The sequence below is a fragment of the Flavobacterium sp. N1736 genome (assembly GCF_025947065.1).
In the GTDB taxonomy this organism is placed as follows: domain Bacteria; phylum Bacteroidota; class Bacteroidia; order Flavobacteriales; family Flavobacteriaceae; genus Flavobacterium.
In genome coordinates this window covers 2303398-2320032 of sequence record NZ_CP109994.1, presented here as the reverse complement: position 1 = coordinate 2320032, position 16635 = coordinate 2303398, and the positions used below count along the sequence as shown (strand labels likewise).

Sequence of the window (16635 nt, the reverse complement as noted above, 5' to 3'; positions counted from 1 at the left end):
AATAATATGAAAACTTGGTTAGATAAATGGGAGCCCGAAGATGAAACGTTTTGGAATTCTAATGGAAGTAAAATTGCATGGAGAACGTTAACAATAACAACGCTTACTTTAATATTATCATTTGCCTCCTGGTTCATGATGAGTGTGATTGCAGTTAAATTACCCGGGTTAGGATTTCGTTTTACTAAAGATCAGCTTTTTTGGTTAACAGCAATTCCCGGATTGGCGGCAGGACTTTTAAGAATTATTCACACTTTTATATTACCCATTTTCGGAACACGGCATGTCGTTTCATTTGCAACGCTTATAAAGTTAATTCCCGTAATCGGAATTGGTTTTGCAGTAATGGATGTCAACACACCATTTTGGGTCTTTGCATTATTAGCCTTTACAACAGGTTTTGGCGGAGGAGATTTTTCATCCTACATGCCAAGTACAAGTTTATTTTTTCCTAAAAGACTTAAAGGAACAGCGCTTGGAATTCAGGCAGGAATTGGAAATTTTGGTGTTTCGGTAGCGCAATTTGTTACGCCGCTTATTATAAGCGTCAGTATTTTTGGCGCCGCGTCAGTATTTACAAGTATCGATCATAAAGAAGCAATAGTTGTTTTTCAGAATGCCAGTATTGAAAAACAAAAAGAGGTTTTTGCAGCTTTAGATCCTGATGTACAAGCCAGAATATTGACAAACGTAAATGAAAATATAACTGATTCAGTAAGAACTGCTACACATTCTAATGATAAAGTCGTCGTTTTTGTTTCATTGCCTTTAAAAGCAAAAGCCAAGGCGATCGCAAATGCCAACCCAAAAATGGCCGAAAAAATATTAAATGATATCAGTCCTGAAAATACGGCGGTTAAAAACACAACAATATACCTGCAATCAGCGGCATTTTGGTACGTTCCTTTTTTAATCCTATTATCAATTATAAGCTGGTTTTATTTAAGAAGTATTCCAATGAAAGCCTCTGTTAGAGAACAAATGGACATCTTCTCGAATAAACATACCTGGTATTGCACCATTACGTATGTGATGACTTTTGGAACATTTGCGGGTTTATCTGCGGCGTTTCCGTTAATGATTAAATTTTTATACGGAGATTTCCCAAATGCTCCTGATCCTTTGGTTTATGCTTTTTACGGACCGCTTATTGGGTCAGCAAGCAGAATTGCTTTTGGATTTGTCGCCGATAAAGTTGGAGGCGCAATTTTGACTACAATTACCGGTTTAGGAATTTTAGCGGGAGCAATTATTTTAGTTACTCAAGGATTAGTGGCGCCAACAAGTATGGAGCAATTTCCTCTTTTTGTAGCAGTAATACTGGGAATGTTCTTCTTTACCGGAATTGGAAATGCGGGAACGTTTAGACAATACCCAATTATTTTTGCAGAAAACCAACGTCAGGCAGCCGGAGTAATTGGCTGGACAGCTGCAATCGCTGCATTTGGACCCTTTATATTTTCTAAATTAATTGGAAATAATCTTTCAGCGAACGGCACTGTAAATCAATTTTTTATTGGAGTTGCAGTTTTCACAATACTGGCAACAAGTATCAATTGGTGGTTTTATAATCGTAAAAATTGCGAAAAACCAAGTTAATAAGTAATCATTAAAATTTATTAAGGATGAAGACTAAAACGTTCAATACAAAAGCTTTACTTATCGCAACGCTCGTTTCTGCATTAACGATAGTATTGGTTTTTTTAGGATCAAGACAGCTGCAAAATTTTGATGCCGCTTTAATCACTTATTTATTCGGGACTGTATTTGCTTTTTTTGGAATCGTATATCGTTATACCGTTTGGCTGCAGCGACCGCCAACCTGGATGTATTTTAAACGAAGCATTACTTTTTTGTTTACCGGAAAAATAGTTGAACATATGTGGTTTTTAGGCAAAGAATCGGTTGAAAATATAGTAGTTCAAAAATTTATTTATCCCAGAAGTAAATACCGCTGGATGGCGCATTTTTGTATTGCTTTAGGCTGTCTTTCTGCCTTTGCAATAACAATTCCGCTTACGTTTGGGTGGATTCATTTTACATTGGCGCCAGATTCCATTTCAATTTATGAAGCTCATTTTTTTGGATTCAAAATGATGGATTTTAAAATAAACTCATTCTTGGCATTTCTAATTTTTCATGCCTTAAACTGGTCTTCATGGTTAGTTATAATTGGATCTGTTTATTATTTGCGCAGGCGATTGACAAATCCGGGATTAATTGCAACTCAAACTTTTGAAGGCGATTTATTACCCTTAATTCTATTAATAGCAATATCAGTTACAGGATTATGTCTTACCTATTCGTATCAATTTATGAAAGGATTTGCATATGATTTTCTTGCCGTAATTCATGCCGTAACCGTAATTATGTTTTTAATATGGATTCCGTTTGGGAAATTCTTTCACATCATACAGCGTCCGGCTCAAATAGGAGCACATATTTATAAACAAGAAGGAAGAAAAAAAGGAATGGCAGTTTGCCCGCATACAGGCGAAGAATTTGCAACACAACTTCATATCGATGATTTAAAAATTGTAACCAAACAATTAGGTTTTGATTTTACACATGAAGACGGAACTTCCCATCTCGATTTAAGCCCCGAAGGAAAAAGATCACGTTTGGCGAAAGCACACTTAAAAGCAAGATTAGAAAACGGCGGTAAGCTGTTTGGATAAAGTCGCAGTGAAAAAACAGTTTACAGTCTCAGTTTACAGTGACAGTAAAAGCAGTCACAGTTTGTAGACTGAGAACTGAGAACTGAGACTGAAAACTGAGACTGAAAACCTGAAACAAAAATAAAAAAAAAGACATGGCAAAATTACCCGTATCAATCGAGAAAATTATTGAAGATTTTGGTCCTCATTTAAATTATGCGCCAAAAGATGGTTACACAGGTAGAGATGAACCGGATGAAGTAGTAAAAACACATTGTTGTTTTTGCGGAATGCAATGTGGAATTCAGTTATTGGTAAAAGAAAATAAAGTAGTTGGTTTTGAACCGTGGATGGAATTTCCGTTTAACGAAGGTCGTTTGTGCCCAAAAGGAGTACAGCGTTATTTGCAAAATAATCATCCTGATCGTCTTTTGCATCCCATAAAAAGAATAGAAGGCAAAGGTTTTGAGAAAACATCCTGGGATGAAGCAATGGATAAAACCGTATCTGAAATAAAAAGAATACAGGAGAAATATGGTAAACATGCATTCTCGATGTTATCAGGCGTATCACTAACCAATGAAAAAAGTTATCTCGTTGGAAAATTTGCCCGTGTAGCCTTAAAAACCAGAAATCTGGATTATAACGGAAGACTTTGTATGGTAAGTGCCGGAGCCGGAAATAAAAAAGCTTTTGGTTTAGATCGCGCCTCAAACAATTATTCTGATTTAGAATATGCAGAAGTAATTATTGTTGCCGGAGCCAATATCAGCGAAACGTTTCCAACATTAACGCACTGGATTTGGAAAGCCAGAGATCGCGGCGCAAAATTAATTGTAATCGATCCAAGAATGATACCGTTAGCCAGAACTGCTGATGTGCATTTAGATGTAAAACCCGGAACAGACTCCGCTTTATATGGCGCAATGCTAAAATATCTGGTAGATCACGATATGCTTGATCATGATTTTATAGACAATTATACATCAGGATTTCAGGAAACAATCGATGCTGTAAAAGATTATACCTTAGAATGGGCAGAAGAAATTACAGGAATTGATAAATATAAAATACAAGAAGCCGCAGAATTATGGGGAAAAGCAAAGACTAGCTTTTTACTTCACGCACGCGGAATCGAACATCACTCCAAAGGTGTTGATAATGTAGTTGGCTGTATAAATCTCGTTCTCGCAACCGGAAGAATTGGAAGACCTTATTGCGGATATGGAACCATAACCGGACAAGGAAACGGACAAGGCGGAAGAGAACACGGTCATAAATGCGATCAATTACCGGGAAATCGTGATATTGAAAATCCGGAACATCGTAAATATATTTCTCAAGTTTGGGGAATTGACGAGAAAGACATGCCCGGAAAAGGATTAACAGCTTATGAAATTATAGAAGCCATTCATAGCGGAGAGATCAAAGGATTGATTTCCATTTGTTTTAATCCGCTGGTTTCGCTTCCAAATAATAATTATGTCAGGGCTGCACTTGAAAAATTAGAATTCTACGTTTGTATCGATTTCTTTTTAAATGAAACGGCTCGTCATGCGGATATTGTTTTAGCAGGTTCTTTGCAGGAAGAAGAAGAAGGAACAACAACATCTGCAGAAGGTCGTGTTATTAGAATTCGTCAGGCAGTTACGCCTCCGGAGAAGCCAGAACAGATACGTCAATATTGCTGGAAATAGCCAAACGACTAGGAGAAGAAGATAAATTTACATACGAAAACAGCGAAGCTATTTTTAATGAATTGCGCGTAGCCTCAAAAGGCGGAACCGCAGATTATTTTGGAATATCCTATAAAAAAATAGAAGATAATATGGGCGTTTTTTGGCCTTGTCCAACAGATGATCATCCGGGAACACCAAGATTATGGGAAGATAAAGTATTTGCAACTCCCGATAAAAAAGCACATTTTAATCCTGCTCCATATAGAGAACCCGGAGAAATTACTAATGACGAATACCCAATAACCCTTACTACAGGTCGTGTAGTTTCACAATATTTAAGCGGTACTCAAACACGCAGAATAGGTAAATTGGTAGACCAGTTCCCTGAACCTATGTTAGAAATTCATCCGGAACTGGCTTTAAAATATGGAATTAAACAACGAGAACTGGTTCGGGTAGCAACAAGGAGAGGTGAAGGAATTTTTCCGGCGAATATCGTTGAAACTATACGCAAAGACACCGTTTTTATACCATATCATTGGCCGGGAGCCAAATCTGCAAATCAACTTACAACCGGAATTTTAGATCCTGTTTCAAAAATACCCGAATTTAAAGTTTGTGCCTGTTTATTAGATCCGCTGGGGGAAATTGCACCGCCATCAAAAGAATCAGAAGCTTATGCAAGTGTTTAATCTATAAAATTGCAAAATTATGAACTTGACTAATTTTAATAAAAATGAAGAGTTTTTTGTAGATCTGCAGCGTTGTATTGGCTGTAAAGCCTGTGAAATGGCGTGTGCAGAATGTGAGACAAACGGACAGGAATCTTTGATAAGCGTGAATTATGTAGAAAGATCATCAACGATTCAAACCACAGTACAGGTTTGTATGCATTGCGAAGATCCGGTATGTGCAAATGTTTGTCCTGCCGATGCGATTTCGCAAGATGAATTTGGAATTGTTCATACCGCAAATACAGAAAGATGTATTGGCTGCTCAAATTGCGTAATGGCATGTCCTTTTGGAGTTCCTAAAAAAATGGAAGAGTATGATTTGATGATGAAATGTACCATGTGTTACGACAGAACAAGCGTAGGTAAAAAACCAATGTGCGCAACTGTTTGTCCCAGCGGAGCATTATTCTACGGCACAAAGGCCGAAATCGAAGAAATGAGACCCAATAGTTCTCCTGTTAATACCTTCATATTCGGTAAAGAAACAGTAAATACCAAAGTAAATATTATGATGCCAAAAGGCAGTAATGAATTAAGAATATATTAAATCCGGAATCGATGTCAAAAGAAGATAATTTAAACGAAAACTGGAAAAAAGATTTCCCGATAAAAAAACAGGAATCAACTCAGGTGAGCCGACGGGATTTTGCCAAATTCCTGACTTTTGTTTCAGGCGGATTAATGGTTGGCAGTGGATTTGTTGCTGCAAAAGCCTATTTATTGCCAAAAGAAAGTGTTCAGGGAGAACATTTTATTTGTAATAAAGAAGAAATTCCGGTAGGAGGAACACGAGGATTTGTAATTGAAGGAAGCACAATTCCGTATATTTTAGTACATCTTGAAAGCGGAGATTTCAGGGCTTACGAACAAAAATGTACACATTTGTCCTGTTCTGTTTTTTACAAACCCGGAACAGGAATAATACATTGCCCTTGTCACGAAGGATCTTTTGATGCCATGACAGGAGATGTAATTGCAGGACCACCGCCAAGAGCGTTGCCGCAGTTAGAAGTATTTTTTAAAGAAAATGCCGTTTTTGTAAAAGCACTTGCAGCAAATAAAAACAGTTATTTATAAATCCTAAATTTAATAAGTATGAGTACTTTTAGAAGAAGTCAGAATCGAGTAAATCCTAATAAACTGAACAACATACTTTCGACACTTATTTTTATTTTAATTTTAAATGTCAGTATTCAGATTTGGCTGTTATATGCTTCATTAAATAATGCACTTGATAATAATAAAGAGATATTATTGCCTGCTTTTATTGCCTCAGCGCTTTTATTTTTTATTGGTTTTGCGTGGTTATATTTTCTTCCAACAGGAAATTTTAAAAGCAAAAAATAAGGTTGTCCGTTTAATCAGAAGTAAACAATACATCTATTAATCTGTTTTTTTGATAGAATTAGAAGAATTAGCCCTAAATTTATATTCTTTTAAAATTTATATTTACTAATGTTTTAAACTAAGTAAAAATACTTATATTTGTAATAAGTATTTTTTGCTTGTATACAAAATAGCAGCCATGATTCAAGTTGAACAAGCCTTATCAATTATTGCAGAGAATAGCGCCACAATGCCCATTCAGAAAATTTCTGTGCATAAAGCATTAGGATATATTTTAGCAGAAACCGTTTATTCGCCCATAAATATGCCGCCTTTTCGTCAATCTGCTATGGATGGTTATGCTTTTATTCACAGTCAAAGACATCAGTATGATGTAATTGGTATTTCGCAGGCAGGAGATCATACTGATATAAAATTGAAAGAGAATGAAGCAGTACGTATTTTTACCGGTGCTTTTGTACCTAAAAATGCCGATACAGTTGTAATGCAGGAACATGTACTGGCTAATGAAAATTCGATTTTGATTACCAGAATGCCGGAACAATTTACAAATGTTAGGGCAAAAGGAGAACAAATCGTAAAAGAAGAGGTTGTTTTTGAGGCGAATACTTTAATAACTCCCGCAGCAATTGGTTTTTTAGCCTGCTTGGGAATTACGGAAGTAACCGTTTATAAAAAACCAAAAGTGGCTATTTTAGTTACAGGCAACGAATTGGTAAAAGCAGGTAAAAAATTACCAAAAGGGAAAATTTATGAAAGTAATTCGATAATGTTGCAGGCAGCGCTGCAAACCATTGGAGTTACTAAGACGAAAGTTTATAAAGTAAAAGATAACCTTAAAGCAACAAAAAAAGCTTTAAAAAATATTCTTCCAAAATTTGATATTGTTCTAATTTCCGGTGGAATTTCTGTTGGAGATTATGATTTTGTGAAAGAAGCCTTATTAGAAAATGGAGTAGAAGAACTTTTTTATAAGATCAATCAAAAACCCGGAAAACCCATGTTTTTTGGATCTAAAAATGAGACATTAGTATTTGCATTACCCGGAAATCCCGCATCATCGCTTACCAATTTTTATGTATATGTGTATCCCACAATTAAAAACCGAATGGGATTTTCTAAAACGCATTTACCGAAATTAGTTCGAAAATTAAACACAGGCTTTACAAATACAACCGAAAAAACATTGTTTTTAAAAGCATTGTATGACGAAACAACCGTAACAATTTTAGAAGGACAAAGTTCAGCAATGCTAAATACCTTCGCAATAGCCAATTGTTTATTGATTGTTCCAAACGATATTGAAATTTTAAAAAAAGGACAAGAAGTGACTTTGTTGCCAATTGATTAATTAGACAATTAGACAATTAGACAATTAGATAATTAGGCAATTAGAAAATTAGATAATTTGAAATGGGTAATGCAGTATGTAAAATTAAACACACAGCCTGAAACCTTAAACCTGAAACAAAAAAACTTGAAACCTGAAACAAAGAAAACCTGAAACCTGAAACAAAAAAAACCTGAAACAAAACCTATGAACCTCCTTAATTCCGAAAATATCCTTCTGTTCAGCTTTGCATTAATTGTGATCGCATTTTTATACTCAAGTGTTGGACATGGCGGTGCATCTGGATATTTGGCTTTAATGACGATTTTTGCTTTTCCGGTGGCGATTATGAAACCTTCGGCATTGCTGTTGAATTTATTTGTTTCCAGTATTTCATTTTTCTTTTATTACAGAATGAATTATTTCAAGCCAAAACTCTTTTATCCGTTTGCAATAGCATCAGTTCCTGCAGCGTTTATTGGTGGTTTTGTAACTCTGGATAATGCAATCTATAAAATCATTTTAGGAATTGTATTGGTTTTTGCAGCATTACGATTGTTCGGAATATTTAATTTTAAAGAAAAAGAAACCGTTCAGATAAATCTTCCTTTTGCATTAACTATTGGTTTTGCAATTGGTTTATTGTCAGGAATGTTAGGAATAGGCGGAGGCATTATTTTGAGCCCGATTTTATTATTTTTAGGATGGGCAACCGTAAAAGAATCGGCAGCGATTTCGAGTTTATTCATTTTTGTGAATTCATTTGCCGGAATGCTGGGTTTCTTTTTAGGAGGAAAAACAATTCCGATAGACAGCTTTTATTTAGTTCCAATTGCCGTTATTGGTGGCATTTTAGGAGGTTTTTATGGAAGCGGTTATTTCTCTAATAAAACTTTAAAAATGGTTTTGGGAGTAGTAATTTTAATGGCAAGTATAAAATTGATTTTTCCTTAGATAATAATATAAACATAGATTATAATTAAAAATTATTTGCCACAGATTTCACAGATTAGAATGATTAATCTTTTTAATCCTTTAATCTGTGGCAAACAAAAAAATAAGATTGGCAAAAACCTGAAACCTGAAACAAAAAACCTGAAACTTGAAACAAAAAATTTGAAACAAAAACACTCATGAAAACACTAACAGTTTTTATTCTTTGCGGAGGAAAAAGTTCTCGAATGCAGTCAGAGAAAGGATTGGTATTGTTTCAGAATAAACCTTTTGTAGAACATATAATTCAGGCAATTTTGCCCGTTACAGATAATATTGTCTTGATTACAAATTCAAATGATTACGATTATTTGCCCTATTTAAAAATAGCAGATATAATAACAGATAAAGGTCCGTTGGGGGGAATTTACACAGCGTTGTCACATTCTGAATCTGAATTTAATTTGATTTTGAGCTGCGATATTCCATTAATTTCAACGGAATTATTATCAGAATTAATTTCAAAACATAACGATGAAGCAGAGATTACGGTTTTTGCATCAGAAAGTAAATTGCATCCGTTAATTGGAATTTATTCAAAAAAATTATTGCCCGTTGTTAAAACTGCAATTGATAACAATGATTTGAAAATGATGAATTTAATAGCAAATGTTCCGCATCAAATCATCAATATTGACGAAAGTGAAAACTTTCCTTTAACGAATATTAATTCGGCAGATGAATTAAACGACCTGAATATCAATTTAAGTTAAAAGTTATGCGAAATTCAAAAACACCAAAATTGACGATTGTGGGCGCAGGTCCGGGAGACGCTGAATTGATTACTTTAAAAGCGATTAAAGCCTTAGAAAGTGCCGATGTAGTTTTGTATGACGCATTGGTAAACGAAGAATTATTACAATATGCAACAAAGGCAGAAATTGTTTTTGTAGGCAAACGCTTAGGCTGTCATGCGTATACACAAGATCAGATTAACGAGTTGATCGTGTCAATGGCAAATCGTTACGGTCACGTTGTGCGCTTAAAAGGCGGTGATCCGTTTATTTTTGGAAGAGGAAGTGAAGAAATTGAATATGCAGAAAAATTAGGATTAGAAACAGCCATTGTTCCCGGAATTTCATCTGCTTTAGGTGTTCCGGCTTCGGTAGGAATTAGTCTGACACAACGCCAAATTGCTGAAAGTTTTTGGGTGATTACAGGAACAACCTCGAATCATGAGTTATCTAAAGATATAAATTTAGCCTCAAAATCAGCGGCAACAGTTGTGATTTTGATGGGAATGCATAAATTGGAAGAGATTATTTCGATTTATCAACAAAACAGAACCGATGATTTGCCCATTGCAATTATTCAAAACGGAACAAAAAATACCGAACAAAAAGTAGTTGGAACAATCAGTTCAATTGCTAAATTAGTATCAGAAAATAAGATTTCTTCGCCGGCAATTATTGTAATTGGAGAAGTGGTAAAAAATACCTCAAAATTAACTTCGTATTTTAAGGAGTATTTTGATGATGAATTTATTTTTCAAAATTTAAATTTATAATAATGATTGAGATTAAATATTTTGGAGCTGTCGCTGAAAAGACCAAGTGCGAGTTTGAAAAGATTGTTTCTTCTGAAATTTCATTGCAAAAATTATTGCAGAATCTTGAAGAAAAATATCAGTTTGATTCGTTGTCATTTAGTGTTGCGGTAAACCAGAAAATAATTCCAAAAGCAACAAATTATACTTTAAAAACCAGTGATGTTGTTGCCTTATTGCCTCCATTTGCCGGAGGATAAAATAAATTTTATGAATACATCAGAACGCTATAACAGACAAATCATTCTTCCGGAGATTGGAGAAACCGGGCAATCTAAATTATTAAAAGCAAAAGTTTTAGTAATTGGTGCCGGTGGTCTTGCTTCGGCTATATTGCCTTATCTGGCGGCAGCAGGAATTGGTGAAATTGGAATTGTGGATGATGATGTTATCGAGATTTCGAATTTACAGCGTCAGGTAATTTATAAAAGTTCAGCACTTGGAAAATATAAAGCCGATGAGGCAAAAGCCATGATTTCTGAGTTAAATCCGTTCGTAAAAGTGAATGCAATTGCTGAGAAATTATCAGCGAAAAATGCCGTTTTTTTATTCGAAAAATATGATATTATTGTTGACGCCACAGATAATATAGCAATCAAATATTTAATTAATGATGCATGTTGTGTTACAAATAAACCAATGGTTTACGGATCTATTTTTAGGTTTCAGGGTCAGGTTTCGGTTTTTAATTATCAAAGCGGACCAACGTACAAATGTTTGTTTCCGGATGAAAATACCCAATCTTTAAATTGTGAAGATGCAGGAGTAATTGGAATCTCGGTTGGAATTATTGGAATGCTGCAAGCGAATGAAGTTATAAAAATGATTCTTGAAATAGGTGAAGTGTTGAGTGGTAAAATACTGGTTTATAATATTTTAAATAATGAACAGCAAAAGTATGACTTTGAAAAGAATACATTTGTTTTGATAGATAAAAAAGCTTTCGAAGAAAAGTATAAAGAAACTGAAAATCAGATTGAAGAAATTTCTGTTGAGGCAATTCTGAATGAAATAGATAATGAAGAAGTTCTTTTTTTGGATGTTAGAAATGAAGATGAACTTCCTAAAATTAATTTCAAAAATTCAATTCAGATTCCGTTAATGAACCTCGAAAATGAATTTAGAAAATTAAATCACAACCAAACTATTTATGTTTTCTGTCAATCAGGAATCAGAAGTAAAATGGCAGTTGAATTACTTGAGAAAAAACAATTTAAAAATATAAAAAGTGTCATAGGTGGCGCTTTAGCATTCAATCAAATATTAAAAGAAAAAGTATAGCCACAGATTACACAGATTAAAAGGATTATTTTTATATTTTGTCATTTCGACGGAGGAGAAATCACATCCAGAGAGCGACGTACTGTATAGACATACTGTGAGTAAGTTTCTAGTGCGATTTCTCCTCCACAGAAATGACAAAGTTGGGAAATTATAGCAATTAGTGAAAATTAATGAAATTCGTGGCAAAAAAAAATCATTAAAATCTGTGGCAAAAAGATAAAATAATCTGTGGTAAAAAATAAAAAGAAATGAGTAAAAATGTATTTATAGAAGGTCCAATTTCTCCTGAATTTATAGCAGAATCGATTGCCAAACATCAATCAAAACATACGATTGGTGCGCACAATATTTTTCTGGGTCAGGTTCGCGCTGATGTAATTCATGATAACAAAGTTGTTGCAATTGATTATTCGGCGTATACAGATATGGCAAATGAGGCTTTGCACACCATTAGAGAAAAAGCTTTCGCTAAATACGATTTAACCTGTATGCATATTTATCACAGTTTAGGCATTGTAAAAGCGGGCGAGATTTGTTTGTTCGTTTTTGTTTCGGCAACACGACGCAAACAAGTTTATGAAGCAACAGAAGCCATAGTAAACTGGATAAAAACAGATGTACCGATTTTTGGTAAAGAAATGTTTGAAAATGATACATTCACCTGGAAACAAAATACCTAAAATGGTAGATATCACACATAAAATAAACACTTTAAGAGCCGCAACAGCAACAGCAATTGTAAAAGTTAGCAAACAGGAAACAATTGATGCTGTGGTAAACAATCTGGTTCCGAAAGGGAATGTATTTGAAATGGCAAAAACGGCAGGATTATTTGCGGTAAAAAACACCCATTTATCGATACCGGATTGTCACCCGATTCCTATTGAATTTACCTCGGTAGAATATAAAATTGAAGGTTTAACGATTGAGATTATCTTTAAAGTAAAAACGGTTTACAAAACCGGAGTTGAGGTTGAAGCTATGCACGGCGCATCGATTGTAGCATTGACAATGTACGATATGTTGAAACCAATCGATAAGGAAATAGAAATTTCAACTATTAAATTAATCAATAAAGAAGGCGGAAAATCTTCTTTCAAAAATAAATTTCCAAATGCAATAAAAGCGGCGGTTTTTGTGTGCTCTGATTCTATTTTTGCAGGTGATAAAGAAGATCGTTCCGGGAAAATTATCGTCGAAAAATTAACTTCGTACGGCGTTGAAACTTCGCATTACGAAATCATTCCTGACGAAATTGATATTATTCAGGAAAAAACGAAGGCTTTCGCCGAAGGAAATCAATTGGTTATTTTTACCGGAGGAACGGGATTATCGCCAAGAGATGTTACACCGGAAGCATTATTGCCATTATTAGAAAGCAGAATTCCGGGAATTGAAGAAGCAATTCGCGATTACGGACAACAACGCATGCCATACGCCATGTTATCAAGAACGGTTGCAGGAACATTAGGAAAAAGTTTGATTTTGGCTTTGCCGGGATCAACAAACGGAGCCAGAGAATCTATGGATGCTGTTTTTCCGCATGTTATGCACGTTTTTCATATTTTAAAAGGAAAAAATCATGATACCATCTAAAACCATTTTAACGGATGATTTTGGACGAAAACACAATTATTTGCGTATTTCGTTGCTGGAGAAATGCAATTTGCGTTGTACATATTGCATGCCTGCTGATGGAATAACTTTGTCTCCAAAAGCCAGTTTAATGACGGCTGATGAGATTTTTTCTATTGCCCGGACTTTCGTAGAAAATGGTGTTGATAAAATTAGATTAACGGGCGGAGAACCTTTATTACGAAAAGATTTTCCAGAGATTATTTCAAGACTATCAACGTTAAAAACGTCACTTTCGATAACCACAAATGGTATTTTAATTGATCGTCATATTGATGTTTTAAAGCAATCCGGTATAAAAAAAATCAATTTGAGTCTGGATACTTTGGTTGCATCAAAATTTAATTCGATAACACTAAGAAATCAATTTGAGAAGGTAATTGATAATTTGCATTTACTTTTAAATGAAGATTTTTTGGTCAAAGTAAACGTAGTTTTGATGAAAGGTTTTAATGATAATGAAATTATAGATTTTATCAAATTAACACAGTTTTTGCCACTTTCAATTCGGTTTATAGAGTTTATGCCATTTGCCGGAAACGAGTGGGATAAAAGCAAAATGGTTTCTCAAAATGAGATTTTATCAGAAGTTGGAAGCGCTTTCACTGCTGAAGAAATTCAGAAATTGGAAGACGAAAAAAACTTTACTGCAAGAACCTATAAAATAAAAGGTTTTCAGGGTGATTTCGGAATTATCAGTTCGATTACAAATCCGTTTTGTGACGGCTGCAACAGAATTCGTCTGACGGCAAATGGAAAGATAAAAAATTGTCTTTTTTCTAATTCAGAAACTGATATATTGACGTCTCTTCGAAACGGTGAACCAATCGAGAATTTAATTTCAGAATCGATAAAAAACAAAAAGAAAGTCAGAGCAGGAATGGTCACTCTTGAAGAAATGAATGATCCTTCACTGCATTTTGATAATCGCAGTATGATTGCGATTGGGGGTTAAGTTGCAGGCGTAAAAAAAAGGCTCAACTCAATTAAAGTCAAACCTTATAGTTATAATTATTATTTCTTTTTTGATTTCGTTTTCTTAGAAGATTTTTTCTTATCCAGCTTCTTTGCTTTTGCTTTCTCCTTTTCTTTTTTAGCTTTTTCTTTCTTTTTAGTTTCAGCTTTAAGCTTTGCTTTTTTCTCTCTTTCCAGTTTTTTTATGACTGCTTTTATCTCTTTTTCTCTTTTCTTAACGTTTTCTTTTTTCTCCTTTTGCTTGTTTTTAGCATCTTTCAGCTTATCTTTTATAGTTTTTAAACCGGTTTCCTTTTGATTTACACTTGGTTGTTGTTTTTCCGTTTTTTTATCAACCGTCGTGATTTCTATAATTTCAGGAGTTATGGTTCCTGTTTTTGCAGTAGATCCTGTCGTTCTTTTTATAACTGCTTTTGGAGTGCTTGCAGATGCTGGTTTAACAGGTGTTCTTGCTGGAGTTCTTGCCGGTGTTTTTGCTGGCGTTTTCGCTGGTGTTTTTACAGTTGCCTGAGGAGATTTTGTGGCAGTTGTAGTTCTTGGCGCTCTCTTTACCGGAGTTTTTGCTGCCGGTTTTGGTGCTTCTGCAGTAGTATCAATTATGGTTTCGGCAGTTTCTGTTGAAGTTTCTGTGTTTTTTTCAGCTGGTGTTCCTGGCGTTCTTTTTATCATAACAGTTTCTTTAGTTGAGTAAATATGTTTTTAACTAATTGATAGTTAGATTCGTAAAATATTCGATCTTACTATTAAATTTTAGTTAAGCTAAAGTTAGGAAATATTTAAATACCATAATGTTAAGATTTTTATTACCCGCTTATTATAATTGCTTCATCACTGGAATTTTTGTTTTAATTCTCTGCAATTTCTAAAATTTTGAAATTACTTTTAGAACCTTCACACAAAGAACAACAATAGGTTTCGGGCAAATCAGTGAATAATATGCCTTTTGGAATGTTCTGACTTTCGTCACCGTATTCTGATTTATAAAGCGTTAGGCATTCCTGACATTGATAAATATCTAATTGTGGTTTTTCTTTTTTTTGCGGATTCTCTGTAGTTTCTGAAATCGAATTTCCTAATTCTTCGAAATATTTTTTACTTAATTCAATTAAAATTGTAGGTAATTCGAGTTTGTCAATATCTTGCGAATGCACAATATATTCTCTAGTATTTGGGTCGAAATTCTTCGCAAACAAAACATTATAAGTATCTCTGATTTTAATCGATTCTAAAGCTGCCGGTAAATCATTTTTTTCAATGACAACCGAAGTAAAATAGTGACCTTCACGATTGTATTCCGATATTCCAAACGTTAGTCCATACGTACTAATATCAAACTGATCAAGCGTACGAACCAGAAAGGTTTTGAGATTCAAAGCCCATTCCATAGCAACGGGTAAATGCCAGTTTAATTCGAGTAAAGAATGTCGGACATTAATTCCTTTTTTACCTAAGAATTTTTCCCATTCCAATTTTCGATCTTTCGGAATTCCTTTTATGATAAAGGATTTCCAGGGTGTTATGCATATTTTTCCAATTTTGCAATCAAAACACAAATCGCACATTTCTTTCAGAAAGTCTAAATTGTATAAATTATTTCGCCAATATAAACCCAGCCAATATTGATCAATTCCCATTCGGTTCATGCCTTCATAATAGGGAAAAGGATAAAACGGAATATGGAGCGGTTTATCAATCGTACGATTATTGGTTTCTAAAACCTCACTGACTAAAGAAAAAAGTGTATCGATTCCGCAAGATTCTTCGTCTACGATTCTTTCAATTTGATAATAAATTGTTGCAATATCCCAGCTGTAAATTAAAACCGGATACACTTCCATACGTTCCCATTTTGGTAAACGAATGTATAAATACCAATAATCTTCCTGTTCTGAAGCAATAAAATTTAAATGACCCGTAAATAATGGAACCAATTGCTGTTTTGGATCATTAATGTTTATTTTGAGTTTTGGCTGTTCCTTAAATTGCTCCAAAATATATAAAAACTTGTTGCCGGTTAACCAATTCGTATTTCTGAAAATATCGGTTGAAACATAAGATGAAACAATATTATTACCGCTTTTTTCATCAGGGAAAACAAAATGATGCTTGCCAAGCTTTTCTTTATCTAAAGATTTTAACCCTTTTGGGAAAATAATATCCTGTCTTGAACCAAATGAAATTGAGTCCAAATCATGAGCCATAGCGATATTAACCACTTCTCGCAATTCTCCCGGCGAAATAACGCCTCCTTTTACTATTAATCTTGTTAGGTTCATTTTTTTTAGTTTTTGGTTCAGGTTTTTTTGTTTCAGGTTTCAGGTTTTTTTTGTTTCAGGTTTCATGTTTCATGTTGTCGCCCTGTGTGTCATTTCGAGGGACGAGAAATCACATTCAGAGAGCAACGAACTGAGAATCCCGTAATGTGATTTCTCGTCTCTCGAAATGACAATACTTT

At 34.4% G+C, this 16635-nt stretch carries 16 protein-coding genes and 1 pseudogene; 15 read left to right on the top strand and 2 right to left on the bottom strand.

What is annotated here, in order from left to right:
- Nucleotides 1–6: 6 nt before the first annotated feature.
- The 15 genes and pseudogenes from OLM54_RS09680 to moaA all read left to right on the top strand — a co-directional run bounded on the left by OLM54_RS09680 (nt 7) and on the right by moaA (nt 14160).
- Nucleotides 7–1599, top strand: a complete 1593-nt coding sequence (locus tag OLM54_RS09680) for a magnesium transporter MgtE N-terminal domain-containing protein (RefSeq protein ID WP_264538376.1) — start codon at nt 7–9, stop codon at nt 1597–1599.
- Nucleotides 1600–1625: 26 nt separating this feature from the next.
- Complete coding sequence (locus OLM54_RS09675) at nt 1626–2678, top strand: MFS transporter (RefSeq protein WP_264538375.1); 1053 nt, start codon at nt 1626–1628, stop codon at nt 2676–2678.
- Nucleotides 2679–2812: 134 nt separating this feature from the next.
- Nucleotides 2813–5028: pseudogene (locus OLM54_RS09670) on the top strand (molybdopterin oxidoreductase family protein).
- Nucleotides 5029–5047: 19 nt separating this feature from the next.
- A complete protein-coding gene (locus OLM54_RS09660) occupies nt 5048–5617 on the top strand; it encodes a 4Fe-4S dicluster domain-containing protein (protein WP_264538372.1) in 570 nt (189 codons plus the stop codon).
- Between the two features lie 11 nt (nt 5618–5628).
- The gene (locus OLM54_RS09655; RefSeq protein WP_264538371.1) at nt 5629–6147 is read left to right on the top strand and encodes a ubiquinol-cytochrome c reductase iron-sulfur subunit; all 519 of its coding nucleotides are present in this window, start codon (nt 5629–5631) and stop codon (nt 6145–6147) included.
- 18 nt (nt 6148–6165) lie between these two features.
- The gene (locus OLM54_RS09650) at nt 6166–6417 is read left to right on the top strand and encodes a DUF6755 family protein (protein WP_264538370.1); all 252 of its coding nucleotides are present in this window, start codon (nt 6166–6168) and stop codon (nt 6415–6417) included.
- Nucleotides 6418–6595: 178 nt separating this feature from the next.
- Nucleotides 6596–7768, top strand: coding sequence for a gephyrin-like molybdotransferase Glp (gene glp, locus OLM54_RS09645; RefSeq protein WP_264538369.1), 1173 nt, complete (start codon nt 6596–6598; stop codon nt 7766–7768).
- A 186-nt stretch (nt 7769–7954) separates the two neighbouring features.
- Complete coding sequence (locus OLM54_RS09640) at nt 7955–8701, top strand: sulfite exporter TauE/SafE family protein (RefSeq protein ID WP_264538368.1); 747 nt, start codon at nt 7955–7957, stop codon at nt 8699–8701.
- 179 nt (nt 8702–8880) lie between these two features.
- Nucleotides 8881–9453 carry a molybdenum cofactor guanylyltransferase gene (locus OLM54_RS09635; protein WP_264538367.1) on the top strand — a complete coding sequence of 191 codons (573 nt, stop codon included), beginning with the start codon at nt 8881–8883 and terminating at the stop codon, nt 9451–9453.
- Between the two features lie 5 nt (nt 9454–9458).
- Entirely contained in the window at nt 9459–10247 is a 789-nt protein-coding gene (gene cobA, locus OLM54_RS09630) for a uroporphyrinogen-III C-methyltransferase (RefSeq protein WP_264538366.1), read from the top strand.
- Between the two features lie 2 nt (nt 10248–10249).
- On the top strand, nt 10250–10486 hold the full coding sequence (locus tag OLM54_RS09625) for a MoaD/ThiS family protein (RefSeq protein WP_264538365.1): 237 nt from the start codon (nt 10250–10252) through the stop codon (nt 10484–10486).
- A gap of 10 nt (nt 10487–10496) precedes the next feature.
- Nucleotides 10497–11567 carry a HesA/MoeB/ThiF family protein gene (moeB, locus tag OLM54_RS09620; RefSeq protein WP_264538364.1) on the top strand — a complete coding sequence of 357 codons (1071 nt, stop codon included), beginning with the start codon at nt 10497–10499 and terminating at the stop codon, nt 11565–11567.
- Nucleotides 11568–11818: 251 nt separating this feature from the next.
- Entirely contained in the window at nt 11819–12250 is a 432-nt protein-coding gene (locus OLM54_RS09615) for a molybdenum cofactor biosynthesis protein MoaE (protein ID WP_264538363.1), read from the top strand.
- A 1-nt stretch (nt 12251) separates the two neighbouring features.
- Complete coding sequence (gene moaCB, locus OLM54_RS09610; RefSeq protein ID WP_264538555.1) at nt 12252–13166, top strand: bifunctional molybdenum cofactor biosynthesis protein MoaC/MoaB; 915 nt, start codon at nt 12252–12254, stop codon at nt 13164–13166.
- Nucleotides 13153–14160: a GTP 3',8-cyclase MoaA gene (gene moaA, locus OLM54_RS09605; RefSeq protein ID WP_264538362.1), complete on the top strand. Its 1008-nt coding sequence runs from the start codon at nt 13153–13155 to the stop codon at nt 14158–14160. Before moaCB ends, moaA begins: the two co-directional genes overlap by 14 nt.
- Before the next feature lie 59 nt (nt 14161–14219).
- Here the strand turns inward: moaA and OLM54_RS09600 are convergent, their stop codons facing one another.
- Complete coding sequence (locus OLM54_RS09600; protein WP_264538361.1) at nt 14220–14849, bottom strand: hypothetical protein; 630 nt, start codon at nt 14847–14849, stop codon at nt 14220–14222.
- A 176-nt stretch (nt 14850–15025) separates the two neighbouring features.
- Complete coding sequence (locus OLM54_RS09595) at nt 15026–16456, bottom strand: rubredoxin (RefSeq protein ID WP_264538360.1); 1431 nt, start codon at nt 16454–16456, stop codon at nt 15026–15028.
- Between the last annotated feature and the right edge of the window lie 179 nt (nt 16457–16635).

Coding starts and splice junctions, on each gene's coding strand:
- moeB (WP_264538364.1), top strand. CDS start 10,497: ATGAATACATCAGAACGCTATAACAGACAAATCATTCTTCCGGAGATT.
- OLM54_RS09625 (WP_264538365.1), top strand. CDS start 10,250: ATGATTGAGATTAAATATTTTGGAGCTGTCGCTGAAAAGACCAAGTGC.
- moaCB (WP_264538555.1), top strand. CDS start 12,252: ATGGTAGATATCACACATAAAATAAACACTTTAAGAGCCGCAACAGCA.
- glp (WP_264538369.1), top strand. CDS start 6,596: ATGATTCAAGTTGAACAAGCCTTATCAATTATTGCAGAGAATAGCGCC.
- OLM54_RS09660 (WP_264538372.1), top strand. CDS start 5,048: ATGAACTTGACTAATTTTAATAAAAATGAAGAGTTTTTTGTAGATCTG.
- OLM54_RS09675 (WP_264538375.1), top strand. CDS start 1,626: ATGAAGACTAAAACGTTCAATACAAAAGCTTTACTTATCGCAACGCTC.
- OLM54_RS09615 (WP_264538363.1), top strand. CDS start 11,819: ATGAGTAAAAATGTATTTATAGAAGGTCCAATTTCTCCTGAATTTATA.
- OLM54_RS09640 (WP_264538368.1), top strand. CDS start 7,955: ATGAACCTCCTTAATTCCGAAAATATCCTTCTGTTCAGCTTTGCATTA.
- OLM54_RS09635 (WP_264538367.1), top strand. CDS start 8,881: ATGAAAACACTAACAGTTTTTATTCTTTGCGGAGGAAAAAGTTCTCGA.
- cobA (WP_264538366.1), top strand. CDS start 9,459: ATGCGAAATTCAAAAACACCAAAATTGACGATTGTGGGCGCAGGTCCG.
- moaA (WP_264538362.1), top strand. CDS start 13,153: ATGATACCATCTAAAACCATTTTAACGGATGATTTTGGACGAAAACAC.
- OLM54_RS09650 (WP_264538370.1), top strand. CDS start 6,166: ATGAGTACTTTTAGAAGAAGTCAGAATCGAGTAAATCCTAATAAACTG.
- OLM54_RS09655 (WP_264538371.1), top strand. CDS start 5,629: ATGTCAAAAGAAGATAATTTAAACGAAAACTGGAAAAAAGATTTCCCG.
- OLM54_RS09600 (WP_264538361.1), bottom strand. CDS start 14,849: ATGATAAAAAGAACGCCAGGAACACCAGCTGAAAAAAACACAGAAACT.
- OLM54_RS09595 (WP_264538360.1), bottom strand. CDS start 16,456: ATGAACCTAACAAGATTAATAGTAAAAGGAGGCGTTATTTCGCCGGGA.
- OLM54_RS09680 (WP_264538376.1), top strand. CDS start 7: ATGAAAACTTGGTTAGATAAATGGGAGCCCGAAGATGAAACGTTTTGG.